The sequence below is a fragment of the Kitasatospora sp. NPDC033851 genome (assembly GCF_055576085.1).
Window position 1 is genome coordinate 292341 of sequence record NZ_JBVIRL010000004.1, and the last position, 26992, is coordinate 319332.

28 protein-coding genes are annotated in these 26992 nt (G+C 71.1%); 12 read left to right on the forward strand and 16 right to left on the reverse strand.

The features are described from left to right. The first annotated feature begins 12 nt into the window (after window positions 1–12). The 3 genes from ACZ51D_RS10840 to ACZ51D_RS10850 all read left to right on the forward strand — a co-directional run bounded on the left by ACZ51D_RS10840 (window position 13) and on the right by ACZ51D_RS10850 (window position 4804). Window positions 13–1197 carry an RICIN domain-containing protein gene (locus ACZ51D_RS10840; protein WP_465617206.1) on the forward strand — a complete coding sequence of 395 codons (1185 nt, stop codon included), beginning with the start codon at window positions 13–15 and terminating at the stop codon, window positions 1195–1197. Window positions 1198–1493: 296 nt separating this feature from the next. Beyond that, window positions 1494–2990 carry a hypothetical protein gene (locus tag ACZ51D_RS10845; RefSeq protein ID WP_465661910.1) on the forward strand — a complete coding sequence of 499 codons (1497 nt, stop codon included), beginning with the start codon at window positions 1494–1496 and terminating at the stop codon, window positions 2988–2990. Window positions 2991–3256: 266 nt separating this feature from the next. Further along, window positions 3257–4804 carry a Na+/H+ antiporter gene (locus tag ACZ51D_RS10850; protein ID WP_465661911.1) on the forward strand — a complete coding sequence of 516 codons (1548 nt, stop codon included), beginning with the start codon at window positions 3257–3259 and terminating at the stop codon, window positions 4802–4804. A 319-nt stretch (window positions 4805–5123) separates the two neighbouring features. Here ACZ51D_RS10850 and ACZ51D_RS10855 read toward each other — a convergent pair whose 3' ends face one another. Both ACZ51D_RS10855 and ACZ51D_RS10860 read right to left on the reverse strand, forming a co-directional pair. Then, window positions 5124–5327: a hypothetical protein gene (locus ACZ51D_RS10855; protein WP_465617212.1), complete on the reverse strand. Its 204-nt coding sequence runs from the start codon at window positions 5325–5327 to the stop codon at window positions 5124–5126. 75 nt (window positions 5328–5402) lie between these two features. Then, entirely contained in the window at window positions 5403–6821 is a 1419-nt protein-coding gene (locus ACZ51D_RS10860) for an NAD(P)/FAD-dependent oxidoreductase (protein WP_465661913.1), read from the reverse strand. A gap of 245 nt (window positions 6822–7066) precedes the next feature. On the opposite strand from ACZ51D_RS10860, the gene ACZ51D_RS10865 reads away from it, so the two are divergent. Continuing rightward, entirely contained in the window at window positions 7067–7258 is a 192-nt protein-coding gene (locus ACZ51D_RS10865) for a helix-turn-helix domain-containing protein (protein ID WP_465661915.1), read from the forward strand. 58 nt (window positions 7259–7316) lie between these two features. Here the strand turns inward: ACZ51D_RS10865 and ACZ51D_RS10870 are convergent, their stop codons facing one another. From ACZ51D_RS10870 to ACZ51D_RS10885, 4 genes are all read right to left on the reverse strand, one after another. Beyond that, a complete protein-coding gene (locus ACZ51D_RS10870; protein WP_465661917.1) occupies window positions 7317–8474 on the reverse strand; it encodes a tyrosine-type recombinase/integrase in 1158 nt (385 codons plus the stop codon). Between the two features lie 176 nt (window positions 8475–8650). Next, window positions 8651–9028: a hypothetical protein gene (locus ACZ51D_RS10875; RefSeq protein ID WP_465617222.1), complete on the reverse strand. Its 378-nt coding sequence runs from the start codon at window positions 9026–9028 to the stop codon at window positions 8651–8653. A 39-nt stretch (window positions 9029–9067) separates the two neighbouring features. Beyond that, the gene (locus tag ACZ51D_RS10880; RefSeq protein WP_465661918.1) at window positions 9068–9547 is read right to left on the reverse strand and encodes a hypothetical protein; all 480 of its coding nucleotides are present in this window, start codon (window positions 9545–9547) and stop codon (window positions 9068–9070) included. 4 nt (window positions 9548–9551) lie between these two features. Next, complete coding sequence (locus ACZ51D_RS10885; protein ID WP_465661919.1) at window positions 9552–9941, reverse strand: hypothetical protein; 390 nt, start codon at window positions 9939–9941, stop codon at window positions 9552–9554. Between the two features lie 281 nt (window positions 9942–10222). Between ACZ51D_RS10885 and ACZ51D_RS10890 the strand changes: the two genes are divergently transcribed. Together ACZ51D_RS10890 and ACZ51D_RS10895 are read left to right on the forward strand one after the other, a co-directional pair. Next, window positions 10223–10657 (forward strand): Hsp20/alpha crystallin family protein, encoded by a 435-nt coding sequence (locus ACZ51D_RS10890; protein WP_465617227.1) that lies wholly within the window; start codon window positions 10223–10225, stop codon window positions 10655–10657. Window positions 10658–10858: 201 nt separating this feature from the next. Next, window positions 10859–11041 carry a DUF2267 domain-containing protein gene (locus ACZ51D_RS10895; protein WP_465617229.1) on the forward strand — a complete coding sequence of 61 codons (183 nt, stop codon included), beginning with the start codon at window positions 10859–10861 and terminating at the stop codon, window positions 11039–11041. Window positions 11042–11274: 233 nt separating this feature from the next. Here ACZ51D_RS10895 and ACZ51D_RS10900 read toward each other — a convergent pair whose 3' ends face one another. From ACZ51D_RS10900 to ACZ51D_RS10930, 7 genes are all read right to left on the reverse strand, one after another. After that, window positions 11275–11679, reverse strand: coding sequence for a DUF2267 domain-containing protein (locus ACZ51D_RS10900; protein ID WP_465617231.1), 405 nt, complete (start codon window positions 11677–11679; stop codon window positions 11275–11277). A gap of 53 nt (window positions 11680–11732) precedes the next feature. Then, entirely contained in the window at window positions 11733–11972 is a 240-nt protein-coding gene (locus tag ACZ51D_RS10905; protein WP_465617427.1) for an STAS domain-containing protein, read from the reverse strand. A 48-nt stretch (window positions 11973–12020) separates the two neighbouring features. Continuing rightward, the gene (locus ACZ51D_RS10910; protein ID WP_465661921.1) at window positions 12021–12332 is read right to left on the reverse strand and encodes a hypothetical protein; all 312 of its coding nucleotides are present in this window, start codon (window positions 12330–12332) and stop codon (window positions 12021–12023) included. Then, the gene (locus ACZ51D_RS10915) at window positions 12314–12571 is read right to left on the reverse strand and encodes a hypothetical protein (RefSeq protein WP_465661923.1); all 258 of its coding nucleotides are present in this window, start codon (window positions 12569–12571) and stop codon (window positions 12314–12316) included. Before ACZ51D_RS10915 ends, ACZ51D_RS10910 begins: the two co-directional genes overlap by 19 nt. Window positions 12572–12828: 257 nt before the next feature. Further along, window positions 12829–14811: a molecular chaperone HtpG gene (gene htpG, locus ACZ51D_RS10920; protein ID WP_465661925.1), complete on the reverse strand. Its 1983-nt coding sequence runs from the start codon at window positions 14809–14811 to the stop codon at window positions 12829–12831. Between the two features lie 71 nt (window positions 14812–14882). Then, the gene (locus ACZ51D_RS10925) at window positions 14883–15569 is read right to left on the reverse strand and encodes a type III effector protein (protein WP_465617239.1); all 687 of its coding nucleotides are present in this window, start codon (window positions 15567–15569) and stop codon (window positions 14883–14885) included. 806 nt (window positions 15570–16375) lie between these two features. Next, entirely contained in the window at window positions 16376–16774 is a 399-nt protein-coding gene (locus ACZ51D_RS10930) for a hypothetical protein (protein ID WP_360492195.1), read from the reverse strand. 194 nt (window positions 16775–16968) lie between these two features. Here ACZ51D_RS10930 and ACZ51D_RS10935 point away from each other — a divergent pair, with 194 nt between their 5' ends. The 3 genes from ACZ51D_RS10935 to ACZ51D_RS10945 all read left to right on the forward strand — a co-directional run bounded on the left by ACZ51D_RS10935 (window position 16969) and on the right by ACZ51D_RS10945 (window position 18556). Continuing rightward, the gene (locus ACZ51D_RS10935; RefSeq protein WP_360492192.1) at window positions 16969–17157 is read left to right on the forward strand and encodes a hypothetical protein; all 189 of its coding nucleotides are present in this window, start codon (window positions 16969–16971) and stop codon (window positions 17155–17157) included. A 133-nt stretch (window positions 17158–17290) separates the two neighbouring features. Next, entirely contained in the window at window positions 17291–17491 is a 201-nt protein-coding gene (locus ACZ51D_RS10940; RefSeq protein WP_360492189.1) for a hypothetical protein, read from the forward strand. Window positions 17492–18250: 759 nt separating this feature from the next. After that, window positions 18251–18556 carry a MerR family transcriptional regulator gene (locus ACZ51D_RS10945; protein WP_329924752.1) on the forward strand — a complete coding sequence of 102 codons (306 nt, stop codon included), beginning with the start codon at window positions 18251–18253 and terminating at the stop codon, window positions 18554–18556. 180 nt (window positions 18557–18736) lie between these two features. Here ACZ51D_RS10945 and ACZ51D_RS10950 read toward each other — a convergent pair whose 3' ends face one another. Then, window positions 18737–18964: a hypothetical protein gene (locus tag ACZ51D_RS10950; RefSeq protein ID WP_360492186.1), complete on the reverse strand. Its 228-nt coding sequence runs from the start codon at window positions 18962–18964 to the stop codon at window positions 18737–18739. Between the two features lie 503 nt (window positions 18965–19467). Between ACZ51D_RS10950 and ACZ51D_RS10955 the strand changes: the two genes are divergently transcribed. Together ACZ51D_RS10955 and ACZ51D_RS10960 are read left to right on the forward strand one after the other, a co-directional pair. Beyond that, a complete protein-coding gene (locus tag ACZ51D_RS10955; protein WP_030918248.1) occupies window positions 19468–19671 on the forward strand; it encodes a cold-shock protein in 204 nt (67 codons plus the stop codon). 488 nt (window positions 19672–20159) lie between these two features. After that, a complete protein-coding gene (locus ACZ51D_RS10960; protein ID WP_465661927.1) occupies window positions 20160–20564 on the forward strand; it encodes a CBS domain-containing protein in 405 nt (134 codons plus the stop codon). Window positions 20565–20630: 66 nt separating this feature from the next. Here ACZ51D_RS10960 and dnaE read toward each other — a convergent pair whose 3' ends face one another. Then, window positions 20631–24185 (reverse strand): DNA polymerase III subunit alpha, encoded by a 3555-nt coding sequence (gene dnaE / locus ACZ51D_RS10965; protein WP_465617244.1) that lies wholly within the window; start codon window positions 24183–24185, stop codon window positions 20631–20633. A 537-nt stretch (window positions 24186–24722) separates the two neighbouring features. After that, entirely contained in the window at window positions 24723–25178 is a 456-nt protein-coding gene (locus tag ACZ51D_RS10970) for an SsgA family sporulation/cell division regulator (protein WP_465617248.1), read from the reverse strand. 475 nt (window positions 25179–25653) lie between these two features. On the opposite strand from ACZ51D_RS10970, the gene ACZ51D_RS10975 reads away from it, so the two are divergent. After that, window positions 25654–26901 carry a PucR family transcriptional regulator gene (locus tag ACZ51D_RS10975; RefSeq protein WP_465661929.1) on the forward strand — a complete coding sequence of 416 codons (1248 nt, stop codon included), beginning with the start codon at window positions 25654–25656 and terminating at the stop codon, window positions 26899–26901. Window positions 26902–26992 lie beyond the last annotated feature (91 nt).

A 26992-nucleotide genomic window follows, 5' to 3' on the forward strand; every position in this document is an offset into this window, starting at 1 on the left:
GGAGAGTACGTGTTGTCGAGGATCAAGCCGGCGGCCGCAGCCGTGGGTATCGCCGCCCTGGCCGTCGCGGGCCTGGCGGGGCCGGCGGCGGCCGACGGGAGCTACGACCCCGCGAAGGAGAACTGCAACGCCGCGAACGTGGTGACGCCGGGCTCCACCGCCTTCGTGTGGTGCATCCAGCAGGCCCAGAAGAGCGGTGAGGCCAAGCGGAGGGCCCGCGAGGACTTCGTCAAGGGGCTGCTCGACATGCTGGTGAACAAGACCGGTGGCTACTACAACGTGATGATCTTCGACATCAAGGGCAACAACGCCTTCGGGGATCCGTGGTACGTCCACAACTACGAGGAGCACTTGGAGGACGTCGACTTCACCTACGACGTCACGTACCACGACCAGACCTCGCGCGAGGATCAGACCTACCGGATCTGGATCTTCCACGGCGGCGGCATGTTCGCCAACGGCTTCGACGGCGGCTGGGGGAACTGGGCGTTCTACGGCCTGTTCGACCGGACCAGCCGTGAGCACAACTGGGCCTACCCGCCGGGTACCAGCCGACCGGGCCAGCGGTACAACCACACCGACGCGGTGGTGAACTTCCGGCGGACGCTGACCAGCGCCATCCCGTCCGGCTCCCCGGCCAATCCGGGGCAGATCGCCTCTCCGGCGGTGCCGGCCGTGCCCGTGGTGGTGCCCGGAGTGTCCGTCGGCGAGCCCGCGACCCCGGGCGTGCCCGCGACCCCGGGCGTGCCCGCCAAGCCCGGCAAGCCGGGAACGCCCGCCCAGCCCGGCAAGCCGTCCGGCTCGGGCCGCCCGCCGCTGGACACCCCGGTGTACGTGCGGACGGTCAACGGTCTGGGCGCCGTCGCCACCGGCGACGCCGCGGGCTCGGCGGTGATCGCCGGCAAGCTCGGCGGCGCCGACTCCCGCTGGACCTTCAAGGACGCCGGTGACGGCCGCTACCGGATCACCAACGGCCTCGGCCCGGAACTCACCGAGAACACCGGCACCTACTTCGCCGATGTCAACGGCTGGAAGGGTGGCGCGGAGCAGAGGTGGGAGGTCCTCAACGTCACGGGTGACCGCTTCCAGATCAGGATCAGCGACCAGGACTGCCTGACCTATCACGAGGACCGGAAGACGCTCGGCGTGTGGACCTGCGACGGGTCCGCCGAGCAGCAGTGGACGATCACCCGCTGAGGGGGAGCCCCGCCCGGGATGCACCCCGGCCGCTCACTCGGACGGGTCTTGCGCCAACGCCTCGTCAAGATGGCCGCCGGCGGCGTCAAGGACTCGTCAGAGCGGGCGGACAGCTGTTCGGCCACACCTAGTGTGAGCTGCGAGGAAACGGTTCTCCGTCCGGGCGTGGGGCCTGGCGGAGAACCGTTTGCCGACACCGCCCCGGAGGTTCCTCCGGGGAAGTTCGGCGGCCAGTGAGAAACAGGGTGAGGGGGCGCGCGGCGATGCCAACGGGTACGTCGGGCGGTACGGCTGTCATGGGGAAAACGGTCGCGTCGGAGACGGCGCGCCAGGAGACAGCCGCACCGCCTCCCGGGTCGCGCGCTCCCGGTCACTGGCTCGGCCGCGCCTGGCGCAGCCGGGCCTGGTGGAACACCCCGCGCCTGGTGCGCGGGCTCACCGGCCTCTGCCTCGTCGCGCTGCTCGTCGCCGGAACGGCGGCGGCGACCGTCCTGGGCGGGGCCCGGGACGGCGCGGACGTGATCGGTCACCGGGCCGCCCCGCAGGTGGTGCGCTCGGCGGACCTGTACTTCGCGCTCAACGACATGGACGCCCAGGCCGCCAACCTGTTGCTGTTCGGTGCCGACCCGGACTACACGGCACTGCGCAAGCAGACCCTGGACACCTACGAGCAGCGCCGCACCCAGGCCGACACCGACCTGCAGCGCGTCGCCGAGGCAGTGACCGGTGATCCGGCCGGGCAGCGGGCGGTGCAGACCGTCATCGGTGAACTCGGCCGCTACGAAGCCCTGGTGGCCCGCGCCCAGCTGCTGGAAGAGCAGGCCCACGCCCCGGCCGGCCGCCCCTCAACGGACGCCCTCGTGGCCTACCGGCAGGCCACCGACCTGCTGCGCCAGCAACTGCTGCCGGCCGTCGACGAGGTGACCAAGGCCAACGCGGCCGTCGTGGAGCGCAACTACGCGGACCAGCGCGACGCCCTGGCCGGCGGCTGGTGGGAGATCCTGCTCACCGGCCTGACCGCCCTGGTCGCGCTCGGGCTGCTGCAGCGGCTGCTGGCGGTGCGCTTCCGGCGGCTGGTGAACGTGCCACTGGCCGTCGCCACCCTCCTCACCGTCGTCGGCCTGGTCACCGCGCTGGCGCTGGCGTCCCGCTCGGACGACCAGCTGGTGGTCGCGAAGAGCAACTCCTTCGACTCGGTGATCGCCCTCAGCAGGGCGCGCGCGGTCGCGTACGACCTCAACGCCGACGAGAGCCGGTACCTGACCGACCCCGCCCGGGCGGCGGCCTACGAGCAGAGCTTCCTCGACAAGACCCAGGCCTTCGCCCGGGTCGACGGCGCCACCCTCACCACGTACAACGACCGGCTCGCCGCACTGGCCGACCGGCACCGGGCCGACCACGGCCAGGTCGGGTTCGGCGGGTACCTCGGCGACGAACTGCGCAACATCACCTTCGCGGGGGAGCAGGACGCGGCGGAGCGGGTGCTGGCGGCCTTCCAGCAGTACCAGCGCGACGACCGGAAGATCCGCGAGCTGAACGCCCAGGGAAAGCTCAAGGAGGCCGTCACCTACAACACCGGCCTCACTCCGGGCCAGTCCAACGCCGACTTCGGCGTGCTCAGCGCCGCCCTCGACGACAACCAGGCGATCAACCAGCGCGCCTTCGAGGCCGCGGTCGCCACCACCGACGACGACCTCGACGCCACCACCGCCGGCCTCGGCGCGGCGGCCCTGGCGGCGGCACTCGCCCTGACCGCGCTGGGAGTGCGGCCGCGCCTGCGCGAGTTCGCCTGACCGGGAGAGGCCGACGGCAACCGGCTCGCCTCCGTCCGCTACCCGCAGCCGGAGGAGTACGGCCAGTGACCGCCAGGCGCGGGCGGAGACGGCCACGCCCTGTTCGCACCGCTCGCGCTCCGATGTCCGTGATCCCGAGCCTGCCTGCCCCCGCTAATGCTCCGATAAGATGACGACAGGTGTGCCGGGAAGCCTGGTCGGCGCGGGGGACGACTGCGGCATCGGCCACGGTGACCCCGATTCTTGCGATGGGGTCCTTTCCACCGATGCACGTCGTGGCGATCGTTCTCGTCCTGGTGGTCCTGGCCACGGCCGTGGCCACCTTCGCCGGGCGGCTGCGCGTTCCCGCGCCGTCGCTGCTGGTCCTGGCGGGCATCGGGGTGGCACTGATACCCGGCGTCCCCGCCCTGCACGTACCGCCGCAGGTGATCGGCATGGTGGTCCTGCCCCCGCTGCTGTACGCCTCCGCCGAGGAACTGTCGCTGCGCGACCTCCGCACGGTCTGGCGCCCGGTGACCATCCTCTCCTTCGGCCTCGTCTTCGCCTCCGCCGCCGCCGTCGGCTTCACCGCCGTCGCCGTCGCCGGGCTGCCGCCCGCGATGGCCTTCGTACTCGGCGCCGTCCTCTCCAGTACAGACCCGGTGGCCGTCACCGCGCTCGGCCGCCGCCTGGCCCTCCCGGGGCGGCTCCAGGTGCTGGTGCAGGCCGAGAGCCTGTTCAACGACGCCACCTCGCTCGTCCTGTTCAAGGTCGCCGCCGGCATCGCGGTGGCCGTCGGCGCCTCGGTGAGCCTGCCGGCGGCGGGCGGGGAGTTCCTGCTGCTCGGCGGGGGCGGAAGCCTGGTCGGTGCCGCCGTCGCCGGCCTGGTGTGGCTGGTGCGCCGCCGCACCACCGACCCGGTGCTGGAGACGGTGATCGCCCTGGTCACCCCGTACGCGGCCTACGTACTGGCCGAGTCCGCGCACACCTCGGGCGTCACCTCCGTGGTGGTCGCCGGCGTGCTCCTCGGCCGCTCCGGCCACCGGCTCACCGACGCCCACATCCGGCTGCAGCTCAACGCCGTGTACGCGGTCGTGGTGTTCCTGCTGGAGAGCGTCGTCTTCTCCATCGTCGGCCTGGAACTGCCCACCCTCGTACGGGACCTGCCCGCCGGCACCGGCTGGTGGCCCCTGCAGGCACTCGCGCTCGCGGCCGTCCTGATCGCCGTGCGCGTGCTCTCCACCCTGCCGCTGACCCGCGCCGTCAAACCCAACCGCGGCCGGCTCTCCTGGCGCGTCGCCGGGGTCGTCACCTGGGCCGGCACCCGCGGCGTCATGCCACTCGCCGCCTCCCTCTCCATCCCCCTGCTCGCCGACGACGGCACCAAACTCACCGGACGCCCCCTGGTCCTGGTACTCACCACCGCCGTCGTCGTCTTCACCCTCGTCGTCCAGGGCCTCACCCTCGCCGCCGTCGTCAACCGCTCCGGCCTCGCCCTCGAACCCGAACACACCACCCGCGAAGAAGACGACGCCCGCGACACCCTCAACCGCGCCGCCCTCGACCACATCGACCACCTCACCGAACTGGAAGCCCTCCCCGACACCGCCCTCGACCGGGTCCGCCGCGCCCTCACCGCCCGCCTCGACCACACCCCCGAAACCCCCGACGGCACCACCGCCGACACCGCCTACCGCCAGCTGCGCCGCGAGGTCATCGCCGTCCAGAGCACCGAACTGCGCCGTCTCTACGACGAACACCGCATCAGTGACACCACCCGCCGCAGCCTCCAGCACGACCTCGACCGGGAGGAAGCCGCCCTCGGCACACCCTGAAGACCGGCCCGGCCCCCGGCCCGCGGCCTTCGGGCGGCGGGCCGGGCGGACGGGTGGTGCCGGGTGGTCCGCACGGGGAGTCGAGAGCGAGCAGAGGCCCGGTGAGGTCGCGCAGTCATCTCGCGCTGAGCGGCAGGCTCAGCGGTTGGGGCGGGCGCGAGGACGAGGTGCGCGAGCGGACCGGAGTACGAGGCGGGCGATCAGGGCGTTGCAGTCGGCAAAGGTCAGCAGCGCTGCGGGGGAGTCGGCCTCGCCGGGGAAGGCCGAACCGTGATCCAGCGAGGAGGGCATTCACCAGCTCGCGTTCCGCGGAGGAGGTTCAGCGCCGGCGTCGCGCCGGGACGAACGCGGTGAGCACCGCACACACGGTCGAGCCGAACAGCATGCCGACCCACGGCACTTCGCCGCCGGGGCGATGCGTCACCAGCGCGCAGACGAGGAAGCCGATCCCGCCGCCGACGAAGAGGAATGCGAAGGCGCGAAGCGCGCGCTGCCACCTTCGGCGGTCTGTTCCTGAAGTCACGGTAGGGATTATCCACCCGAGCCGTCGGGCATCGACGGGCCGTGCCGGACTTCCGGCCCCGCCGCGGGCCGGGGGTCAACCGCCCGCTCGGTAGCGGTGGATGAGGGCTACGGCCATGGCGCCTTCGCCGACGCCCGACGCGACGCGCTTGATCGAGCCGGCGCGCACGTCTCCGGCCGCGAACACGCCTGGGACGCTGGTCTCCGGCGGGTAGGGGTCGCGTGCCAGTGGCCAGGAAGCCGGCCGTTCGCCGGTGCCTCTCAGGTCGGACCCGGTCAGGACGAACCCGTGGTCGTCGCGGTCCACGACGCCGTCCAGCCAGCCGGTGCGGGGCCGCCCGCCGATGAAGGTGAAGACGAACCCGGCCGTCTCCTCGGTCCGTCGACCGGTGGCGTCGTCCTGGAGCGTGATGTGCTCCAGCCGTTCCGATCCGTCCAGGGCGAGGACCCGGGTGCCGAGGCGCACCTCGATGTTCGGGGTCCGGTGGATCTCCTCGACGAGGTACCTCGACATCCCGGCCTCCAGCGAGTCGCCCCGCACCAGCACGGTGACCCTCGCCGCGTACCGGGCGAAGTGGATCGCGGCCTGTCCGGCCGAGTTGGCGCCGCCGATGATGTGGACGTGGTGCGAGAGGCAGGAACTGCTCTCGGTGGTCGCGGCCCTGTAGTACAGGCCTGCGTCCTCGAACCGCTCCGCGCCCGATACCTCCAGGCGGTTGTACGAGATGCCGGTGGCCACCAGCACGGTCCCGGCACTGACCTCGGAGCCGTCGGCGAGCGTCAGGATCCGGGCGGGGTCGGCCCGTCGTAGCCCGACGACATCCACCGGATGGAGCAGTTCCGCGCCGAAGCGGGTGGCCTGGCTGACCGCGCGCCGGGCGAGGTCGGCGCCCGACAGGCCGGCGGGGAAGCCCAGGTAGTTCTCGATCAGGCTCGACGTACCGGCCTGTCCGCCGGGCGAGTCGGCGTCCAGCAGCAGGGTGGACAGGCCCTCCGAGGCCGCGTACACGCCGGCGGCGAGCCCGGCCGGGCCGGCGCCGACGATGACCGTGTCGTAGTGCGGCCGGGAGGCGGTGGTGACCAGGCCGAGGCGGCCGACGAGCTCGGCGGTGCCCGGGGCGGAGAGCGTTCCGGCGGAGACAAGGTGCCCGACGACGCGGATGCCCTGGTAGGCGGGGCGGTACGAGGCGGTCCAGTCGGAGAGCAGGTCGTCCAGCACGGGGAAGAGCCGCTCGGTGGGTGGGTCCCAGGGCTTCATCAGGTAGTCGTCGAGCCGCACCTTGTTGATGGCGGTGATCGTGGTGTCGGTCTCGGCGAACGCGGTGAGCAGTACCCGTTTGGCGTCCGGGAATCGGCTCACGGCCTCCAGGAGGAAGTCGATGCCGGTCATGTCCGGCATCCGATGGTCGACCAGGAAGAGCGCCGGGTCCTGGGCACGCTCGTCGAGGGCGTCCAGGATGCTGAGCGCGTCGGCGGCGGAAGCGGCGCTCAGCACACGGTAGCGGTCGGCGTACGCGGAGCGCGGCGGACGGCGCGGAGCACCTGGGGGTCGTCGTCCACCGCGAGGATCACCGGCCTCCCGGCCGGGCCCTTGTCACGGGAGCGAAGCGGAACGAATCCGGCGCTGGAAGCCTGCGATACGAGTTACCACAACAACCCGGCGCGGCCGAGCCGTTGTTCCGTGCGACGCTCCGGACTGCCCGCGGCAACAGTAGCCGTCGGCCGTCGCAGAGGAGAGTCGTGGCCGAGCAGTTCATGAGCGTCAAAGAGACCGCGGAGTACCTGAACATGTCCGTACCGTGGGTGTACCGCGAAGCTCCTCAAGTTGGCCTCGTCCCCTACAGGTTCGGGCGGGGACGCAACGCGAAGCTGCAGTTCAAGGTGTCCGAGGTGCAGGCGTGGGTGAAGCAACAGCGCCTGTCAGCGGTGTGACGTCGACCAGAAGACGAGGAGGGCCCGCCCCAACCGGGGGCAGGCCCTCCTCATTCGTTCAGGCGGCGAGGCCGAGGTCGAGGAACTGGGCAGCACGGCTGATCGAGCCGGGCATCAGGTGGCGGTAGATCTTGAAGGTGACGTCGATGGTCTTGTGACCCATCCACTCGGCGACGTCGGTGATCGGGATGTTGTGGGTGAGGCAGTTCGAGGCGAAGAAGTGGCGGAGGCCGTAGAGGGTCATGCCCTCGGGGATGTCGATGTCGTCGGCCTGCTTGACGAGGCGCTGCCAGCGGTTGTTCAGGATGTGGTACGGGAAGGGCTTGCTGAGGTCCCGGGGGTGGCGGAGGAGGTAGCCGTCGACCGTGCCGTACTTGTCGGCGTACCACTCGACGGTCAGCTTGACCCGGGCCGGCAGCGGGACGTCGCGGTAGTCGCCCGCCTTGCGGTGCTTGAGCGGGGCGTAGTCCTTGGTGGTCTGGTTGACCTGCTCGGTGACGCGGTAGACGTCGTCGGCGACGATGTTGTTGATGTTGACCGCGGTGGCCTCGCCGTTGCGCAGACCGCAGCCGCTCATCAGGTCGGCAATGACGCGGAAGGCATCGTCGCCGGCGGTGCGTATCCCCTGGAGTTGGGAGAGGGAGGGGATGACGGCGCGCTTCGGGTCGTACTGGGGCGGCTTGACGCCGTCGAACGGGTTCTCGTCGTAGAGGCCGAGGCGGTGGGCGTCGAGGAGGACCGACTTCAGCTTGTCGAAGGCGTTGAACTGAGTGGCGAGGCCGACACCGTTGCGCTCCATGGTCTGGATGAAGGTCTCGACGACCTTGTGGTCGAAGGTGCCCATCCGGCGGCTGCGGAAGGCGGGGTACAGGTGGTGTTCCAGCAGCGAGTCGAGGTGGCGGAGGGAGGCGGCGCCGAGGTGGCGCTGGCCGGCCTTCCACTCCTCGACGTACGGCTCGAACTGCATCGGGCCGTACTTCTGGATCCGTTCCGCCTTGCGCTGGCTCTGCGGGGCGCTCTTGCGGGCCTGGTACACCTCGATGAGGCGAGCCTTCGCCTTGTCCTGCGTGGCGAAGCCCGACCCCTCCGTCTGCCGCCCGGCCGCGTTGCGGTAGCGGACCTTGTACTCGTGCGGGCACCTCGGCCACCGGCTCTCGGGGTGCTCGCACTCCTTGAAGAAGCTGCCCATGCCGCGGACGAGGTTGATGGTGGCCATGGTCGTCGACTCCCGGGCGTCTTGCTGACCTTTTGCTGACCCCGGATGGTCGATCAAGCGCCTGAGCTGGGAAGAAACGGCAGAGCGGTGGTATGTGGTGGAACTTCATCGGGCGATCCGGTGACGAGATCGTGCAGGCGCGAACCGCGCGTGGGCTCGTTCAGGGTCGGGCACCTTCAGGCCTGGCCGGTCCCGACGGGGCCGGTGTAGACGAGGTCGGCGGCGGCGTGCTGGGCGCGGCGCAGGTGGGTGGCGGCGTTCTGGAGTGCGGCGATGGTGGCGCCGAGTTCGTGGGTGACGTCGTCTCGTCGTCGGGCGGGGGTGGGCGGATCGTCGTAGATCGCGAGGTTCTCGGTGGGTATGGCGTTCAGCCCGGCGGCGAGCTGGTGCAGGGTACGGGGCAGCTGTTCGAGCAGGCCTGCCAGGGCGCCGGCGGTGTGGTGGACGTCGGTGGGATACGGGTACGCGTCGGTGCGGGTGGTGCGTGCGTTGAGTCGGCGGATCTCGTCGGCGGCGGCCACCGCGATCTGCTGCGGGGTGCGATCGGTTGTCATCGCCGGCCTTCCTTCGGCGGATGTGCGCGGGGTTCGAGGTCAGGCGTGTGCCGCGACCGGGCCCGGCCGGCGCCGGCGTCGGCGACCGGCCCTGCCGGGTGGGGCCGGTGGAGCGGCGGGGGCCTCGGGCGCGGGCGCCTGGTGGGTGGCGGTGGCGGTGGCGCGGCGAATCGCGGTCCGCAGGTCGGCCGCGGTCTGCGGGGCCCGGGTGGCGTGGGCGGCGATGCGGGCGTAGGGCGCGGGAGGGCGCAGGTCGATGCCGACCGCGCTCGCGCCGAACGGGCGAAGGGCGACGAGGTCGCGTCCGCGGGAGTGGCGCCAGATGCCGGCGCACAGTCGGCCGGGGATGAGCAGGCCCCGCTCCCGGGTGCCGCGCAGAAGCCGCCACGGCTGCCGGGTCGCCGTCACGCTCTCCACCGCCGCCAGCGGGATGCGTATCCGGCCGGTGCCGGCGGCGAGGCGCTCCCACCATGCGAGGTCGACGACCAGGTCCTGGCCGTCGACGGTCAGTACGGCCATCGCCTCACACCTCCTCGGCAGGTGAGCGGTCGGGCCCGCCGGTTCGCGGCGGCTGGGGGTGGGCGCGAGCGCCGAGCCGGGGGGCGCCGTGGCGTCCGGGCCGGTGGCCCACGCTGTCGGTGACGTGCCGGCGCGGCGTTGCCGGGGTGCCGGGCGGGATCGCGGTGGGGCGGCGGGCGGCGATGCGGCCCGCCCGGCAGCGCCCGCGCCCGGGGCGGGCCGTGGCGGCGGACGGGGCGCAGGGGGAGGCGGGGGCGGTGTCGTCCCGGGAGAAGTACTCCCTCGTCGTCCCGTCGTCGTCGCGGTACTGCCGGACGTCGTAGTCGACGCTCCACAGGTGCCGGCAGTGCCTGCGGGTGAATTCCACGCGTTCCAGGGCCAGTTCCGTGATCATCTGCCATCACCTCATCGGCGGGCTCGGTCGGGGGCGGTGCCGCCGGGCTCCCTGGGAAAGCGCTGCGGCCCCCAGTAGTCCGTATACCTCGCCGCAGTGGTTCGCGACAACCGCCGTCAGGGCCTGCTGCGGCGGTTGTGTGCGGCGGGTGGGGCGGGGCTCTCGCGCATGGCGTCACTCCTTTGGTGACTCGCGTATTTGTCATCGGATGGATGACATGCTAGAACGGAATCAGGTGAAGCGCACTGGCCCCCTTTGATCCCTACTGGAGGTGTTTCGCGATGCTGATGCGCACCGACCCGTTCCGCGAGCTGGACCGCCTGGCCCAGCAATTCCTCAGCACGACCGGTACGTGGTCCCGCCCCACCCCGATGCCGCTGGACGCGTACCGCACCGGCGACGAGTACGTCATCTGCTTCGATCTGCCCGGGGTGGACCCGCAGGCGATCGACATCGACGTCGAGCGGAACATGCTGACCGTCAAGGCCGAACGACGTCCTCGCCGCGAGGGCGAGGACGTCAAGTGGGAGCTGTCCGAGCGCCCGCTCGGCGTGTTCTCCCGCCAGGTCATGCTGTCCGACACCCTGGATCCCGAGGGGATCAGCGCCGACTACGATTCCGGCGTGCTGACCCTGAAGATCCCGGTCGCGGAGAAGGCCAAGCCCCGCAAGATCGCGATCAGCCACGGCGGCGACCGCAAGCAGATCCAGGCCTGACCCCCTCACCCCTCCCCGGAAGCGGGGCTGTCCCGCGCGGCTTCCCCCCGGCCGCGCGGGACAGCCCACCCCGTTCCGCGCCGAGCCCCGCAGCACGCGCCCGCCCAGGTCGAGACCGCCGCGACGGGCCAGCGGCTGCCCGCCGGACACCCCGTACGCCGCACCAGCCGGCCCCGTGACCCGGAAAGGCCCTGATCCGTCATGACGTGGCACCACCTCGTGCAGCAGGTCCGCGACCTCGGCCGCTACGACACCGACCAGAAGGCGGAGCGCGTCCTGGACGCGGTCCTCACCGTCCTCGGCTCCCAGCTCACCGGCGACGAACGCTGCGACCTCGCCGCCGCCCTCCCCGACCGTGCGCGCGCCGTCCTCGCCGCCGCCTGATGGATCTGCCGCCCGGCCCACGCCCCCGAGTCGCGCGTCATCCTGTGCCTGGCCGGCCGTAGGGGCAGCCGGCGGTGACCGATGAGGGGCCAGGCTTGTTGGACCGTGGACGTGCTCGGCCGCAGCCAGAAGGCCGGTGCACGGACGTACCCCCCCCGTACCCCCGAGCGTCCGCCCTACGGCCGTCCTCCCCAGGCGTCTGCGGGCGTGACCTCGCAGGGTGGCCGGGTGGTTCACGGGCGTCGGCCGGGCTGCGGGCGGCCGAACAGGAGGTCGTAGCCGGGCGGCAGTTGGAGCAGGACGCGGCCCATGAGGTCCTCGCCGACCGCGTCGGCGGCGGTGGACAGGACCGCGCCGACGTCCCACAGGGCGGTGGTCTCGGTGGCGCCCTCGATCCACGCGGCGGTGGCGCGTACGAACCGCTCGGGAGTGAGCGGCTCGGCGGCTTGCAGCGGGTTGAGCAGGACCAGGGCGAGAGTCTCGGGCAGCCGGGCCGCGAGATGGGCCCGCACATCGCCGAGCAGGTGGGCGCCGAGCAGGGCCAGCACGACGCGGGCCGCCCGTTCGGCCTCCTGCGGGGTGCCGTACTCCCCGCGGTCCTGGACGGTCTCGAGGAATGCTTCCCAGCGCAGAGTCATCGCTTTTTCGTCCCTTCGCTCCGCCCGGGTTCGCCGGGCCGGGATTCGCCAGGTCAGGGTTCGACGGGCAGGCGCCGGTGCGGGCCGGTCAGGCGCAGCAGCCGCTTCACCCGCCCACCGGAGACGTGCAGTGGGAGGATGCGGCCTGCCCGCTCCGCCCGGTTGGCGGCGGCGACCAGGGCGCCGAGGCCGGCGCGGTCCATGAAATCGACACGTGACACGTCGACCACCGCCCGTGGGGCCCGCTCGAGGGCTGCGTCGATGCGCTCGCGCAGCGTCGGACCGGTGGCGATGTCGACATTCCGGCAGTCCCGAGAAACTGCTGGGCGAGGCGGTCCGGTTCAGGGAAGGGATCGGTGCGCATCACCATCACGGAACACCTCCGGTCGCTCCAGACACGTGCTGCCAGTGCGCCTGACCTCTTCACCGTTGTAGCAGGTCGTCGTAACGACGACAAGCGGCAGGTCGTCGGGAGGGTGACTGATGGATTCGCGGCGCTGACGACCACGTCCGCGGCGAGCGCCGTGCGCAGCGCCGGCGGCCCCGTCCGGATCGGTGACGTGCGTGAACAGGCCGATCAAGCGCCTGACACGGCTGTCACCGGCGGCGCGCACCGCCCCGACGGTCTCGAGCTTCAGCTGGCGGCGACCCACCGGGCGGTGCGTGTGTGCAGAGGAGAGACGACGGCGGCGTAGCAGTTGCCGGGCAGGTCGGCCACCCAGTCGAAGGTGTCGAGGGTGACGCCGTGCTGGGCGGCGGCGCGGAGCATGTCGGCGAGCAGGGCGGTCGCGGCGGCCCTGTCCTGCTCGGTGCCCTGCTCCGGGCGGCGCTCGGCGACGGCGTTGACGCGCTCGGACAGGGTGCGGTTCCTGCGGTCGGTGTACTCGTACACGCTTCGGTTTCCTTGATCGGTCGGAGAGGCGTCGACCGGGGCCGGCTTCCGTTTCCGACTGCCGGAGTGGGTGACCGCGGCGGTACCGGAGGGGGGTGGATGCCGGGCCCGGCGCGGCCCAGGCGTTCCGCCGGGGCCGGGTACGGCTCGTGGACCTGGCCCCGGCGGTGCGTGGTGGCTGGGCGGAGGTGGCGCCGAGCGGTGCGGGGTGCAGCCGGGCCGGCTGGGACGCCGGGCGGGCCGCACCCCGGCGCGGGCTACAGGGTGTTGGCGAGGCGGTCGGTCAGGAGGCGGGTGAAGCGGGCCGGGTCGGGCAGGTCGCCGCCCTCGGCGAGCAGGGCACTGCCGTAGACGAGTTCGGCGGTGTCCGCGAGTACCGGGCCCGTGGCGTCCTTCTCGTGCGCCTGACGCAGGGCGGTGATGAGGGGGTGAGCGGGGTTGAGTTCGAGGATGCGCTTGACCTGCGGGAGTTCCTGGCCCATCGCCCGGTACATCTTCTCCAGGGTGGGAGTCAGGTCGTGGGCATCGCCGACCAGGCACGCCGCGGAGGTGGTGAGCCGGGTGGAGAGGCGGACCTGCTTGACGTGCTCGGCCAGGACGGTCTGGAGCCAGGAGATCAGGGCGGCGAAGTCCTGTTCGCGCTGGGCCTTCTCGGCCTTCGCCTCGTCACTGCCGTCACCGTCACCGTCACCGTCACCGTCGTCGTCGAGGTCGACCTGGCCCTTGGCGATGGACTGGAAGCGGTGGCCGTCGAAGGCGGGGATCTGGTCGATCCAGACCTCGTCGACGGGGTCGGTGAGGATCAGGACCTCGTAGCCCTTGGCGGTGAAGGCCTCCATGTGCGGGGAGTTCTCCACCGTCGCGCGGTTCTCGCCGGTCAGGTAGTAGATGGTGTCCTGGCCGTCCTTCATCCGCGCGATGTACTCACGCAGCGTGGTCTGCTTCTCCGCATCGTGGGTGGAGGCGGCGCTGACCAGCTCGAGCAGTGCGTCGGTGTTGTCGCGGTCCTCGACCAGGCCTTCCTTGAGGACACGGCCGAACTGCTCCCACAGCTTGAGGTAGGCCTCGGTGTTCGTGGCCTGCATGTTCTTGAGGGCGGCGAGGACCTTCTTGACGAGGCGCCGACGCACGACGGTGATCTGGCGGTCGTGCTGCAGGATCTCCCGGGAGACGTTCAGCGACAGGTCGTGGGCGTCGACGACGCCCTTGACGAACCGCAGGTAGTTCGGCATCAGCGCGTCGCAGTCGTCCATGATGAAGACGCGCTTGACGTACAGCTGCACGCCCCGCCTGGTGTCGCGGGAGAACAGGTCGAACGGGGCGTGGGTGGGGATGAACAGCAGCGCCTCGTACTCGAAGGTGCCCTCCGCGCGCATGTGGATGGTCTCGGCCGGGGCCTGCCAGTCGTGGCTGATCTGCTGGTAGAACTCGTTGTACTCGGCCTCGCTCACCTCGCTTCGCGGGCGGGCCCACAGCGCCTTCATCGAGTTCAGCGTCTCCGACTCGCGCGCGGCCCCGTCCCCGGCGGCGGACTCGATGCCGTCCTCGGTGGCGGACTGGGTGGCGGACTTGGTGTCGGCGGGTTCGGTGGCCATGCGAATGGGCCAGCGGATGAAGTCCGAGTACTGCTTGACGATCTGCCGGATCTTCCACGCGGCCAGGTAGTCGCCGAGCCCGTCCTCACCGTCCTCCGGCTTGAGGTGCAGCGTGACCGACGTACCCACCGGCAGACCCTCGGCCTCCGCGATCGTGTACGTGCCCTCACCGTCGGACTCCCACACGGTGCCCTGCTCGGTGCCGGCCCGGCGCGTGTGGATGGTGACCTTGTCGGCGACCATGAACGCCGAGTAGAAGCCGACGCCGAACTGCCCGATCAGGCTCTGCGCCGCCTCCGCGTCCTTGGCTTCCTTGATCTTGGCCAGCAGGCCGGCGGTGCCGGACTTGGCGATGGTGCCGATCAGGTCGACGACGTCCTCGCGGGTCATGCCGATGCCGTTGTCCCGCACCGTCAGGGTGCGGGCCTGCTTGTCGACGTCCAGCGTGATGTGCGGGTCGGAGGTGTCGACGTCGAGGTCGGTGTCGGTGAGGGACTCCAGGCGGAGCTTGTCGAGGGCGTCGGAGGCGTTGGAGATCAGCTCGCGCAAGAAGATGTCCTTGTTCGAGTAGATCGAGTGGATCACCAGCTGCAGCAGCTGGCGGGTCTCGGCCTGGAACTCCAGCGTCTGGGTCGGGCTGGCCACGAGAGGTGTCTCCTTCGAGCGGTGGAAAGGGTTCGGTCGGGTCGCCCGGCATGCGATCGTCGCCGGGGTGGTCACGGTCCGGCTGGGGGCGTGCGGCGGTGCCGGTCACTGTCGGCGCGCAGCTGGTCGGTCCGGGCGGTGACCTGATCGAGGCGGTCGGCGAGCTTCGGATGGCCCGCCTCCAGGAGGGGCCGGGTTTCGGCGAGCGGAGCGAGCAGGCGGGCGGGGTCGTGGTGGCCGAGCGCGTCGAGGAGGCGTTCCATGGCGGGGGCCGCTTGGGTGCTCAGGTCGTCCAGGGCACCGATCTGACCGGCGAGGCGGCGCAGGTCGGCGGCGTTGTCACGGGCCCAGGTGGTCACCGCGCGGTCGGCGGCGCGCTGAGCCCGCGTGGCCTGGACGCGCTGCTCGCCGGTGCTGCCCGCCCCGGTGCCGGCCTCAGCGTTGGGACGCAGGCGCAGGTAGCGGCGCTCGGCCGCCTGGCGGCTCTGGACGCCCAGCGGTTCGGCGAGATCGGCCCAGGTGGCTCCCGCATCGCGGGCGGTCTCGATCAGGCCGCTTTCCCAGCCGACGAGTTCCTCACGAAGGTGGCGCAGCATCAAGAGCGCGGCCAGGGCCTGGCCCGGGTCGTTCTGGCCTGCGTGGTCCGGAGGGGCGTGGCGGGCGGTGCGGGCGGCGGCGTCCATCATGCCCAGCGCGGCGGCGGCGGCCAGGAACGAGGCCGGCCCCACCCCGGCCGCGCCGGTGTCCTGCACATCCATGTCGTCATTCTTTCGCTGACCATGCCGTTGTCATCGGATGGATGACATATTACAACGGCTGGTGTCGCGCCGCACCGGTGCGAACCACCCGAAGACCTTCCGGACCGGAGGTGTCAGGCGATGTCCGTGCGCACTGCGGTGACCTGCCAGGTGCCCCCCCGGGCTCCGGTCGAGGCCGACGGCGATCCCGACGGATGCCGGGCGCGCGGACGAGGGTTTCGTGATCGCGCTCGACCTGCCCGGAATCGCGCCGGAGGCGAGCGAGGTCGAAGCGCTGGGCCGGATCGTCACCGTGAAGGCCGAACGCCGTTTCGCCCCGCTGGCGGGGGAGTGCGCACCCGGCTCGCCGAGCGGGTCCACGGGGTGTTCGAGCGCCGGATCCGGCTGGCTGACACCCCCCGAGCCGGGCCGCGCCGCAGCTCACCTTCAGGGCGGTGTCCTGACCCTCGCCGTCCCCATCGCCTCGGCCTCCCGCCCCCGCGGGATCACCGCCCAGACCGGCGAGGCCGCCCCGTCGGCCGCCGGCAGCGGCCGGGCCGTTCCTGCGGCTGAGCCCGTCGGCGGCGCTTCGCGCCCGAGGCCGCCCGCCATTGCTGCTGCCCGGCGGGCGGCTGACCGCCGGCGAGCCCGAGCCGATCGACGGCTCCCCCGCCGGCACGCCCTTCCTGCGCGCCAGTGCGGTCGGGGTCGCCCGGACCGACGGCGTACGGGTGTGCCTGCCTCTGCTGGACGGCAGCGACCAGGTGGGGGTGCCGACCCTCATGGCCGCCGGGCCGCGGCACCGGCGAACCCGCCCCGGACGGGCCTCACTGGTCGGAGTAGCTGAGGTCTCCCACCGTCCAGCTGCTGATCTCGGCGATGGCGATCCGGTACATGCCTCCGGTGTGGGGCAGACCGTAGCTGCCCTGCAGGATGCGGGCGACATGCAGATGCAGATGCGTCGGCCTCACGACGGGCGCCGCCGCCGCGTCGTCGCCGCCCGCTCCGCCGTCGCCGGTGACGCGCGCCGTGAACAGCGCGGCGAAGGGCTTCAGGTGGTCGGAGGCGGCGAGGACTTCGGCCACCCGCTCGTTCCACAGGCTCTCCGGCGCCAGCCGGCCGGTGATGACCGCCCCCGGGACGACCACGGTCAAAGGCATCTGGTTACTGCGCTCGGACTCCACCATCGTGGCGATGTCGACGAGCAGCCCATCAGGGTTCGACATGAACCAGAGGATAGTGCCCGCCGGAAGCTGCTCGCACGGACACCCCCGACCCGCCGCCGGCCCATGACGCCGCCGGGCACGACGGATCACGAAAATTCCACTATCTGTGATCGCTGCATGGAAAAATATGGGATGGCCGGAAAAGGTATCGGGCGCGGTTCGGGCGCGACCCGCCCGATCGGGAAGGGGTGACCGTGGTCCTCAACGTGTCGGCCGTGGTGTTCTTCGGCGCGGTCCTTCTCGTGCTGGTGCGTCGGCGCGAGGCGACCGGGTTCACGGCCTGCGTCGCCGTCGTCTTCGGCTTCCTGCTCGCCTCCAGCTCGGCCGCGCCCGCCGTCCACGACGTCCTGGCCACCGCGCTCACCGCACTCGCCCCCCGCTGAACGACACCGCCGCGCAGGCCCCCGCAGGCCCTGGCCGCTGCCCAGCGGATATTCTCCCGCCCCGACCAGGGCGCCCCAGGGCGCAGACACGGCATACGCACCGCCCCCCGCCGGGGCGCGAAGGAGAGTGGAGATGCAGCAGCCCGCCCCGATCACCGACCGCTCCGTGCTCAGCGGAATCGTGGAGGCGGTCCGCGACGGCGACGAGAGGGTCCTGCGCCGGCTGCTGGCGCGCCTGGCCGAACAAGCCACCGTCGCCGACCTCTACGCCCTGCGCGACGCCCTGGCCCCGCATCCCGGCACATGCGCCGGGCCGGAGAGGTCACGCCGATAAGGTCCGGCGTCCAACCACGGAAACCTCCGGTGGCGAGAGTAGACATTGCCCCACGGTCTGTGTAGTGTTCCTGGTGTTGGAAGAGCAGGACCGCAGGGCAGGCAGACACGAACTGCCTGGGCAGTACCGCAGTTGGCGGTAACAGCAGAGATGCAGGAGGCGTGCAGGTCGTCGGTACGCGGGGCCCGGTCATGGCAGAAGGGTTTCCCGACGGAAGACGGGTGACCTGTCAGGCGTCTCGGGCCCGGTTGTACATGGGGCCCCAGGCGGTGGCGGTCGCGCACGCGCAGGACGCAGTACCGGCAGTACCCGGCAGTTCGCAGTGCCTGCAGTATCTGAAGTCCGCACCACGCAGTACCAGCAGGACGGGTGTTGCCAGCAGTTCGCAATACCGCATTACCGCAGTACGCACGATGCACACCAGAGGAGAAGGGAAGGGTTCACCCCGTCGGATCGCCCGCCACGGCACGCAGTACCAGCCGGGCGGTCACCGCAGCAGCCATCGTCATGGAACGTCATGGAAGAGGTGGTCCTCGGTCACGCATACGCGATCCCCGCATCCTGTCCCTCCCCGGGGCAGTGCGGACACCGCAGGCCGGCGAATCAGCCGGCAGCAGTAGTGCAGTAGATGGTGCAGTGAATCCACATATCCCTGGGCCCCGGCGCACAACAGCGCCGGGGCCCTCGACCCGTTTCCCGAGAAAGAAGGTGCCGGTGGAACAGACCACCCTCGCCACCGACCACGACCCGGCGGACCACATGAGCGCAGAGACCAAGTTCGACGACGACGACTACCCCGCCTACACCATGGGCCGGGCCGCAGAGATCCTGGGCACCACGCCGGGCTTCCTGCGCAGCCTCGACGAGGCCAAACTCATCACCCCCCAGCGATCAGCCGGCGGTCACCGCCGCTACTCCCGCTACCAACTGCGTATCGCCGCCCGCGCCCGCGAAATCGTCGACCAGGGCACCCCACTCGACGCCGCCTGCCGCATCATCATCCTCGAGGACCAACTCGAAGAGGCCCTGCGCATCAACGCCGAACTCCGGCGCGACCGCACCTGAGGAGAACGCGACCGCACCTGAGGAGAACCGGACTGCCGGCCCGCGACCTCTACGCCGCGTGCCGCGGTCCTTCCCTCTGGGCGGGGCCGCCACGCAGGGCGCGATGAGGTGGGAGCCCGACGCGCTCTGTCGGTGAGCTGCGCGGGACGATCGGCCGGCCGGGACCGGCGGCGCCCGGGGTCAGAGTTTGTGCATCGCGGTGTACGGCTGGGTGATGCGTTCCTGCCGTGTCCCGAAGTCGACGAGTACCGCGATGTCGCTGTCGCCTTCGACGCCGATGGCCCGGCCGAGGCCGTACTGGTCATGAGTGACCCGGTCGCCGACGGCGAAGTGCTTGCGCGGGGCCTCCACCCGGGCCTTGAAGGGGCTGGTGGGCAGGTGGCGGGGGACTGCTGCGAATTTGGTCATCAGCTCCAGTATGCGCCGGAAAGCGCAAGGTCGGACCTTCTCGCGCCGTCGATTCCCGGGGGGACCCGGAATGACGCGTGCGCTCGTGCGAGTCGGCCCCTCGGTGGCGCCGGTAGGCGCGATCCGTCCCCCTGGCGGCTGCACCGTGACGACGGACACTGCGCACCTGCGGTCATCGCGCCGCGGGGCGGCCGCCCGGGCGGAGTGATCCACTCGGCCAACCAGCCTGCTGTCCAAGCGACTTGGCGGACCCGTCGGCTCTGGGACGGCAGCTCTGGGGTGCGCTGCCGCGGAACTGGGGGCGGAAATATCCCACCGCGGCGGGCCGCGGCCTGCTACTGTCGTCTTAGTTGCAGTAGTGGTTCCCATGAACTTTGTGTGCGCCTGCTGATGTTTTGCAGGCGCATTTTTGTTTCCCGGCTCTTCCCCGGGTGGGTGCTCATCGCGGCGACTCGAAGTCCGCACTGTGCGTGCTTCGGACAGCCTCTGAAGGAGAATTTTTAATGGCTAATGGCACCGTGAAGTGGTTCAACGCGGAAAAGGGCTTCGGCTTCATCGAGCAGGAGGGTGGCGGCCCCGACGTCTTCGCCCACTACTCGAACATCAACGCCAACGGCTTCCGTGAGCTGCTCGAGGGCCAGAAGGTCGAGTTCGACGTCACGCAGGGCCAGAAGGGCCCGCAGGCGGAGAACATTCGTCCGCTGTAATTTCTGCCACGGCACCCGCCAAGCAGCGAGGGGCCCGCACCGCGCACACATGCCCGGTGCGGGCCCCTCGGCATTGCGCCACACGCATCCCCGGCCGTTCAGGCTCCTGGCTCCGCCACCGGCGACCATCCCCACGCGAGACGCACAGCGCCGCGTCCGGATCGGCGCCCTGCCGTGACAGCTCACGGTTCGAGGTTCTCCGCTCCCGCCCTCCGCGGTGGGCGCCGACCGTAGATGACATGCCGCACGGTTCTCAGATGAACCGCTCCAGTCGCTCCCTCGCCGCGTAGCACCGCCGGACCCGGCTCCCGACACGGACCTGGCCCGCACAGATCGCCGGGCCGGCGACACCGGATTCCCACGACGACCGCACGCGGAATCCTTCAGCAGCGCCACGGCCCGCTCCGCGGAGCCTGTCGGCCCGTCCGCCACCAGTGCCCTGATCATCACCGCCGGACTCGGCGGGAGAAACACGAAGGAGTCAGCCCTTGACCACCACGATCCAAAGCCCGCCGACCACCGCGACGGTCGGCGATCTCATGCAACACCCCGAGCTGCAGATCAGCGACGATGTCATGGTCGACGCCGCGATGGACATCCTGCAGAGCTCCGGCGCGGACCACCTCCTGGTCCGCGACGAGGACGGCCGCTGCGCCGGGCTGCTGACCCGCCTGCACCTGGCGCCGTTCCAGGCCCGATCCTGGTACACCGAGCGCACCCCGGTACGCGACGTGGCCCTCGACCGAGCCCCGTTCGCCACCATCGGCATGCCCGCCGCCACCGCGGCCGCCGCTATGCGCTCCCGCGGCCTGGACACCTGGCCGGTGGTGGACCACGACGGTCACGCCATCGGCCTGCTCAGCGGGTGCCCTGCCTCGCGGTTCGGGAGCTGATCAGCCCCACGGCCCGGGGGCGGCAGCGCTGACCTGGGGAAACGTGCTGGGGTGGGCGGGCTGCCGCTATGCCGTTCCGGACCAGGCGTTGGTGCCGAGCAGGGTCTTCACGTCGGAGGCGAGGCCGTTGTCGGGGTTCACCAGGAAGCCCAGCTCGTAGAGGGTGTCCTTGTCCCAGTTGGTGGTCAGTAGGCGGACCGGCACGTCTCCGGGGTGCGCCTGGAGGGCGAGCTTGAGTTCGGCCACCTTCTCCGGGGTGATCCGGGCGGCGGGGATGCTGATCTGGACGGGCGGCTTGGTGCCGAGTTCGGCGGAGGACATGTCCAGGGTGGTGATCTCCTGGCCGAAGATGCTCAGTGAGCCGTCGCGTTCGTTGAGCCGCCCGCGGACGGAGATGACGTTGTCCTCGATCATCTGGGCGGACATGAGGTTGTAGGTGGCGGGGAAGAACAGCACCTCGACCGAGCCGTCGCGGTCGGCGAGGGTGATGATCGCCCAGGCGTTGCCGGCCTTGTTGATCCGTCGGTCGACGGCGGTGATCAGGCCGGCCAGGCGGATCTCTCCCTCGGAGCGGCCGGAGCCGAGGAGTTCGGCGATCGAGGTGTCGCGGTTGCGCGAGAGGATGTGCTCGGCGCCGTCCAGCGGGTGGCTGGAGACGTAGAGGCCGAGCATCTCCCGTTCCAGGGAGAGGAGTTGGCGGCGCGGCCATTCGCGGTCGGTGAGCTGGAAGTCGAGACCGATCGCGGGGGTGTCGGACCCGGTCTCGAGGGAGCCGAAGAGGTCGTCCTGGCCGATCGCCTGTTGCTTCTTGACGCCCGTCACGGCGTCGATCGCGCTCTCGTGCACGGTGCTGAGGGAGAGGCGGGTGTGGCCGAGGGAGTCGAAGGCGCCCGCCTTGACGAGCGAGTCGACGGTGCGCTTGTTGCACACCACCAGCTCGACCTTGTCGAGGAAGTCGGCGAACGAGGTGTACTTGCCCTGCTCCTCGCGGGTGCGCACCAGGGATTCGATGACGGGCACGCCGACGTTGCGCACGGCCTTGAGGCCGAAGCGGACGTCGCTGCCGACGGCGGTGAAGTCGACGACGGACTCGTTGACGTCGGGGGAGAGGATGCGGATGCCCATCTGCCGGCACTCGGCCAGGTAGACCGCCATCTTGTCCTTGTCGTCGGCCACCGAGGTGAGCAGTGCGGCCATGTACTCGGCCGGGTAGTTCGCCTTGAGGTAGGCGGTCTGGTAGGAGACCAGGCCGTAGGCGGCGGAGTGCGACTTGTTGAACGCGTAGCCGGCGAACGGGACCAGGACGTCCCAGACGGCCTTGATGGCCTCGTCGGAGTAGCCGCGTTCGTGGCAGCCGGCCTGGAAGGGGATGAACTCCTTCTCCAGGACCTCCTTCTTCTTCTTGCCCATGGCCCTGCGGAGCAGGTCGGCCTGGCCGAGCGAGTAGCCGGCGAGCACCTGCGCGGCTCGCTGGACCTGCTCCTGGTAGACGATCAGGCCGTAGGTCGGGCCGAGGACGTCGGCGAGCGGGGCTTCCAGCTCGGGGTGGATCGGGATGATCTCCTGCTGGCCGTTCTTGCGCAGGGCGTAGTTGGTGTGGGAGTTCATGCCCATCGGGCCGGGCCGGTAGAGCGCGGAGACGGCGGAGATGTCGGCGAACTCGGTGGGCTTCATCAGCCGCAGCAGGGCGCGCATGGGCCCGCCGTCGAGCTGGAAGACGCCCAGGGTGTCGCCGCGGGCGAGGAGTTGGTAGGTGGTGGGGTCGTCGAGCGGGATGTTCTCGATGTCGACGTCGATGCCCCGGTTGGCTTTGACGATCTTGATGCAGTGGTCGATGATCCCCAGGTTCCGCAGGCCCAGGAAGTCCATCTTGATCAGGCCCATGGCTTCGCACGACGGGTAGTCGAAGCCGGTGATGATCACGCCGTCCTTGTCCCGCATGTGCAGCGGGATCAGGTCGAGCAGCGGGGTGGAGGAGAGGATGACGGCTGCGGCGTGCACGCCGGTGCCGCGGATCAGGCCCTCGATGCCCCGCCCGGTGTCGATGATCTTGCGGACGTCCGGCTCGTTCTCGTAGAGCCCCCGGATCTCGGCGCCCTCGTTGTAGCGGGAGTGGTTCGCGTCGAACAGGTCGGCCAGCGGGACGCCCTTGCCCATCACGTCCGGCGGCATCGCCTTGGTGATCCGGTCGCCCATGGAGAACGGGTAGCCGAGGATGCGGTTGGCGTCCTTGACGGCGGCCTTGGCCTTGATCGTGCCGAAGGTGTTCACCTGGGCCGTGTAGGCGGCGCCGTACTTCTCGGTGACGTAGCGCACCATCTGGTCGCGCTGGCGGTCGTCGAAGTCGATGTCGACGTCCGGGGGGTTGATGCGCTCGGGATTGAGGAAGCGCTCGAACAGCAGGTCGTGCTCCAGCGGATCCAGCTGGGTGATGCCGGTCAGGTAGGCGACCATCGAGCCGGCCGCCGAACCGCGGCCCGGGCCGACCGGGATGCCGTTGTCCCGCCCGTACTGGCAGATGTCGGCGACCACGAGGAAGTAGGCGTCGAACCCCATCGGGGTGATCACGCCCATCTCCAGCTCGATCCGGTCCAGCACCTCCTGGCTCGGGCTGTCGCCGTAGCGGTGCTGCAGGCCGGCGGCGATCTTCTGCCGCAGGAACGACGCCTGGGTCTCGCCCTCGGGGACGTCGAACTGCGGCATCCGGTCGACGTAGGTGAACACCTCCTCGTACGACTCGATCCGCTCGGCGATCGCCAGGGTGTTGTCACAGGCCTCGGGCAGCTCGCGGAACAGCTCCCGCATCTCCTCGGCGGTCTTGACGTAGTAGCCGGTGCCCTGGAACTTGAAGCGGTTCGGATCGTCCTTGTTCTTGCCCACGCCGACGCACAGCAGGCTGTCGTGGGCGTCCGCCTGGTCGGCGGTCACGTAGTGCGAGTCGTTGGTGGCCAGCAGGGGGATGTCCAGCTGCTTGGCGAGCCGCAGCAGGTCGTCGCGGACCTGCCGTTCGATGTCCAGGCCGTGGTCCATCAGCTCCAGGAAGTAGTTCTCCTTCCCGAAGATGTCCTGGTACGCGCCGGCGGCCTTGACCGCCTCCTCGTACTGGCCGAGCCGCAGCCGGGTCTGCACCTCGCCCGAGGGGCAGCCGGTGGTCGCGATGATGCCTTGCGCGTTCGCGGCGATCAGCTCGCGGTCCATCCGGGGCTTCATGTAGTAGCCCTCCATCGACGCGAGCGAGGAGAGCTTGAAGAGGTTCCGCAGGCCGGTGGCGTTCTGCGCCCACATCGTCATGTGGGTGTACCGGCCGCCGCCGGAGACGTCCTTGCCGCCCTCGCCGTCGGCGCCGCTCGGCCGCTGGCCGCCGGGGGACCAGAACACCTGCTTCTTCAGGAAGCGCGAGCCGGGCGCGACGTACGCCTCGATGCCGATGATCGGCTTCACGCCGGTCTTCGCGGCGGCGTGGAAGAACTCGTACGCGCCGAACATGTTGCCGTGGTCGCTCATCGCGATGGCGGGCATGCCCTGTCTCTCCGCCTCGGCGAACAGCTTCCCGTTCTTCGCGGCCCCGTCGAGCATCGAGTACTCGGTGTGGACGTGCAGGTGGGCGAAGCTGTCGGACACGGTGGGCAGGCTCCTTGCGTCGGGGCGAGATCGGACGGGGTCGGGCGCGGCGGGGGAGGGAACGCGGCGGGAAGGTGTCCACGCTAGCCGAACGAGGCGCCCGACTCGCCGGACGGGGGTCCGGAAGCACCCTGTTTGACGGCGCCCTGACGTGTGCGGCCGCGTTCGCGATGCGGCGGCGCACTGGCCGGCCATCCCCCGCTGATGCTCCGACAAGGTGGCCGTAGGTGTGTCGGGAAGCCTGGTCGGCGCGGGGGACGACTGCGGCGATCGGCGGCGGTGACCCCGACTGTCGCGACGGGGTCCTTCCGCCGATGCACGTTGTGGGGATCGTTCTCGTCCTGGTGGTTCTCGCCACGACCGTGGCCGCATTCACCCGGCGGCTGCGCGTGCCGGCGCCCTCACTGCTCGTCCTGGCGGGCGTCGCGGTGGCGCTGCTACCCGGCGTCCCCGCTCTGCACATCCCCCCCGCAGACGATCGCCACGGTGGTCCTGCCGCCGCGTGACGGACCGAGGAGCTGATGGCGGCAGAGGCGCTCAGCCGGCCAGGCCGGGCAGTTCGGTGGCCCAGTCGATCAGGGTTCCTTCCGTGCCCGGCGGGACCAGGGGGAAGCTCTCCCGGCGGAGCCAGCGCCGTAGTTGGCGGGCCGGCAGGTCGATGAGGACGGTTCCGTCGGAGCCCTGGAGCATGATGCGCAGGGCGGTGCGGCCGTGGCAGGGGCAGGGCGGCCAGATGCGGACGTCGCCGAGGCCGGAGGGCTTCTGCAGGCCTTCCCACAGGAGGTCGCGGGAGAACTGCCAGGTGCCCGCCTCGGCCGCGGGGCCGAGGAATTCGAGGGCGACGGCGAACGGGTCGTCGCCGCGGTAGCCGAAGCGCACCGGGATGCCGACGGACTCGTGTTCGCCGAGGACGAGTCGGGCGTCGAGGACGATGTCGGTGCTGGTGGCCTCCGGCCGGGGCTGGGGACTGGGCAGCGGGTGGGGCGCGGGCATGGATTCTCCTGGGTCGGTGCCGACGGCGGCGTGATGCTCGAGCCTCGGGCCCTGGGAGCTGCCGGGAACAGGGGGAGGCGGGTCGCTCTCCAGGCTAGGAAGGCGGTGTCGGCGGAGATGTTCCGGCGGTGTACCGCGACGTGACGGTCCGTGCACCGTTCGGTCGACGTGCGGGCGGGGGCGGGGGCTTCCTCCTGCCGGGTCCGTGCTGCCCGGTGGTCGGGGGCCGGCGTGTTCAGGGGTCTGCCCCGGCCGGGGTGAGCGTGCTGACCGATGGCCCAACTCCGCTGGAGTGAAGGACTGTTCGCGTGGCACCGGGGTTCCTGGGGCGTCGCGTACCGGGCTCTGCCGGGAGGGGGTGCCGCCCGGGCGCAGTGGTGTCCGGGCCGGGCGGGGTCGGGGAGTCCTCGGTCTGTCGAAGGTTTGTCCCTCTCGGTTCGCTCCTTGTATGAAGGGCGCCGGGAGGTTTTTGATCATGACGAGGTTGATTCAGCGCGCGCGTTCGGGAGGCGAGGCGCTCCAGGCGCTGGTGGACGCTCTGGCCGAGGAGCTGGGGCGTTCGGTCGTCCTCGACGACCCGCTGGTGCGGATGATCTGCACCAGCCGGCACTTCGGTGACGAGGACCGGGTGCGGGTACGGACGCTGCTGCAGGGCATCGCGGACGACGAGGCCATCCGCTACGTGCTGTCGCAGGGGGTCGCCGAGTGGAGGGTCCCGGGAGTCCTGCCGGGCCGCGACGACCTGGGGCTGCAGCCGCGCTACTGCGTCCCGATCCGCGAGCGGGGCCACCTGCTGGGCATCCTCATGGTCGTGGCGACGGGGGAACCGCTCACGGCGGCCGACACCGCGGCCATCGACCGGGCCGCCCGCGCCGTGGCAACCGAGATGTACGCCGAGCGCCTGGCCTCGGACGTCGACGAGGAGCAGACCCGCCGGCTGGTCAACCAGCTGGTCGGCCCGGACTCGGCGCTGCGCTGCGCCGCGCACCAGCGCCTGGTCGACGACGGCCTCCTCCCGGCGGGCCCCCACGTCGTGGTGACCAGCGTGGCCGCCTCCGGGCAGCGGGGGCCTTCCGGTCAGGTCTCGGTGGCGCTGCGCGCCGCGCTGGAGCCGTTCCGGCGGACCCGTACGGCCCGTGGCCTGTGGGCGGTGGAGCAGGACCGGGCGGTCCTGGTGCAGGTCTTCGAACGGGAACCGGCGGAGGACGACCTGGAGGTGCAGTGCCGCGGCGTCGTCCGCTCCCTGGAGACCTTCCTGGACCCGGGCTCGGTCACGGTGGTGGGCGTGGGCGGCCGCCAGACCGAGCTGGCCGGCGCGTGGATCTCCCACGACCAGGCCCGGGTGGCCGCCCGCGCGGCCCATCGGCTGCCGCGGCTGCGGGGCGTCGGCGACTGGGAGCGGCTCGGGGAGTACGCCGTCCTCCTCCAACTGCCCGCCGGCGCGCTCGACGGCACCCTCGTGCCGAAGCCGCTGCGGCGGCTGCTGGACGGCGGTGGCAGCTCCCGCCTGGAGGAGACCCTGCGCTGCTTCCTGGAGAACGCGGGCTCGGTGCCCAAGACGGCGGAGGCCCTGGAAGTCCACCGCACCTCGCTGTACTACCGCCTGCGGCAGATCCAGGAGATCACGGGCCTGGACCTGGACAACGGCGCGCACCGCCTCGTCCTGCACCTGGGGCTGCGGGTGTGGGACCTGCTGCAGGTGCCCCCGCAGAGGTCGGCCTGACCTGCGGCATCGTCGGAGCGCGCCGTTGGCTGCGTCGAAGCGCCTCGTTGCTACAGAGCGATGAAGCTCCGTCAGGCAATCCCTACGTCGG

Coding starts and splice junctions, on each gene's coding strand:
- ACZ51D_RS10845 (WP_465661910.1), top strand. CDS start 1,494: ATGGGGAAAACGGTCGCGTCGGAGACGGCGCGCCAGGAGACAGCCGCA.
- ACZ51D_RS10850 (WP_465661911.1), top strand. CDS start 3,257: ATGCACGTCGTGGCGATCGTTCTCGTCCTGGTGGTCCTGGCCACGGCC.
- ACZ51D_RS10870 (WP_465661917.1), bottom strand. CDS start 8,474: ATGGCCACCATCAACCTCGTCCGCGGCATGGGCAGCTTCTTCAAGGAG.
- ACZ51D_RS10875 (WP_465617222.1), bottom strand. CDS start 9,028: ATGACAACCGATCGCACCCCGCAGCAGATCGCGGTGGCCGCCGCCGAC.
- ACZ51D_RS10880 (WP_465661918.1), bottom strand. CDS start 9,547: ATGGCCGTACTGACCGTCGACGGCCAGGACCTGGTCGTCGACCTCGCA.
- ACZ51D_RS10885 (WP_465661919.1), bottom strand. CDS start 9,941: ATGATCACGGAACTGGCCCTGGAACGCGTGGAATTCACCCGCAGGCAC.
- ACZ51D_RS10890 (WP_465617227.1), top strand. CDS start 10,223: ATGCTGATGCGCACCGACCCGTTCCGCGAGCTGGACCGCCTGGCCCAG.
- ACZ51D_RS10895 (WP_465617229.1), top strand. CDS start 10,859: ATGACGTGGCACCACCTCGTGCAGCAGGTCCGCGACCTCGGCCGCTAC.
- ACZ51D_RS10900 (WP_465617231.1), bottom strand. CDS start 11,679: ATGACTCTGCGCTGGGAAGCATTCCTCGAGACCGTCCAGGACCGCGGG.
- ACZ51D_RS10925 (WP_465617239.1), bottom strand. CDS start 15,569: ATGGATGTGCAGGACACCGGCGCGGCCGGGGTGGGGCCGGCCTCGTTC.
- ACZ51D_RS10930 (WP_360492195.1), bottom strand. CDS start 16,774: ATGTCGAACCCTGATGGGCTGCTCGTCGACATCGCCACGATGGTGGAG.
- ACZ51D_RS10940 (WP_360492189.1), top strand. CDS start 17,291: ATGCAGCAGCCCGCCCCGATCACCGACCGCTCCGTGCTCAGCGGAATC.
- ACZ51D_RS10945 (WP_329924752.1), top strand. CDS start 18,251: ATGAGCGCAGAGACCAAGTTCGACGACGACGACTACCCCGCCTACACC.
- ACZ51D_RS10950 (WP_360492186.1), bottom strand. CDS start 18,964: ATGACCAAATTCGCAGCAGTCCCCCGCCACCTGCCCACCAGCCCCTTC.
- ACZ51D_RS10955 (WP_030918248.1), top strand. CDS start 19,468: ATGGCTAATGGCACCGTGAAGTGGTTCAACGCGGAAAAGGGCTTCGGC.
- ACZ51D_RS10970 (WP_465617248.1), bottom strand. CDS start 25,178: ATGCCCGCGCCCCACCCGCTGCCCAGTCCCCAGCCCCGGCCGGAGGCC.
- ACZ51D_RS10975 (WP_465661929.1), top strand. CDS start 25,654: ATGACGAGGTTGATTCAGCGCGCGCGTTCGGGAGGCGAGGCGCTCCAG.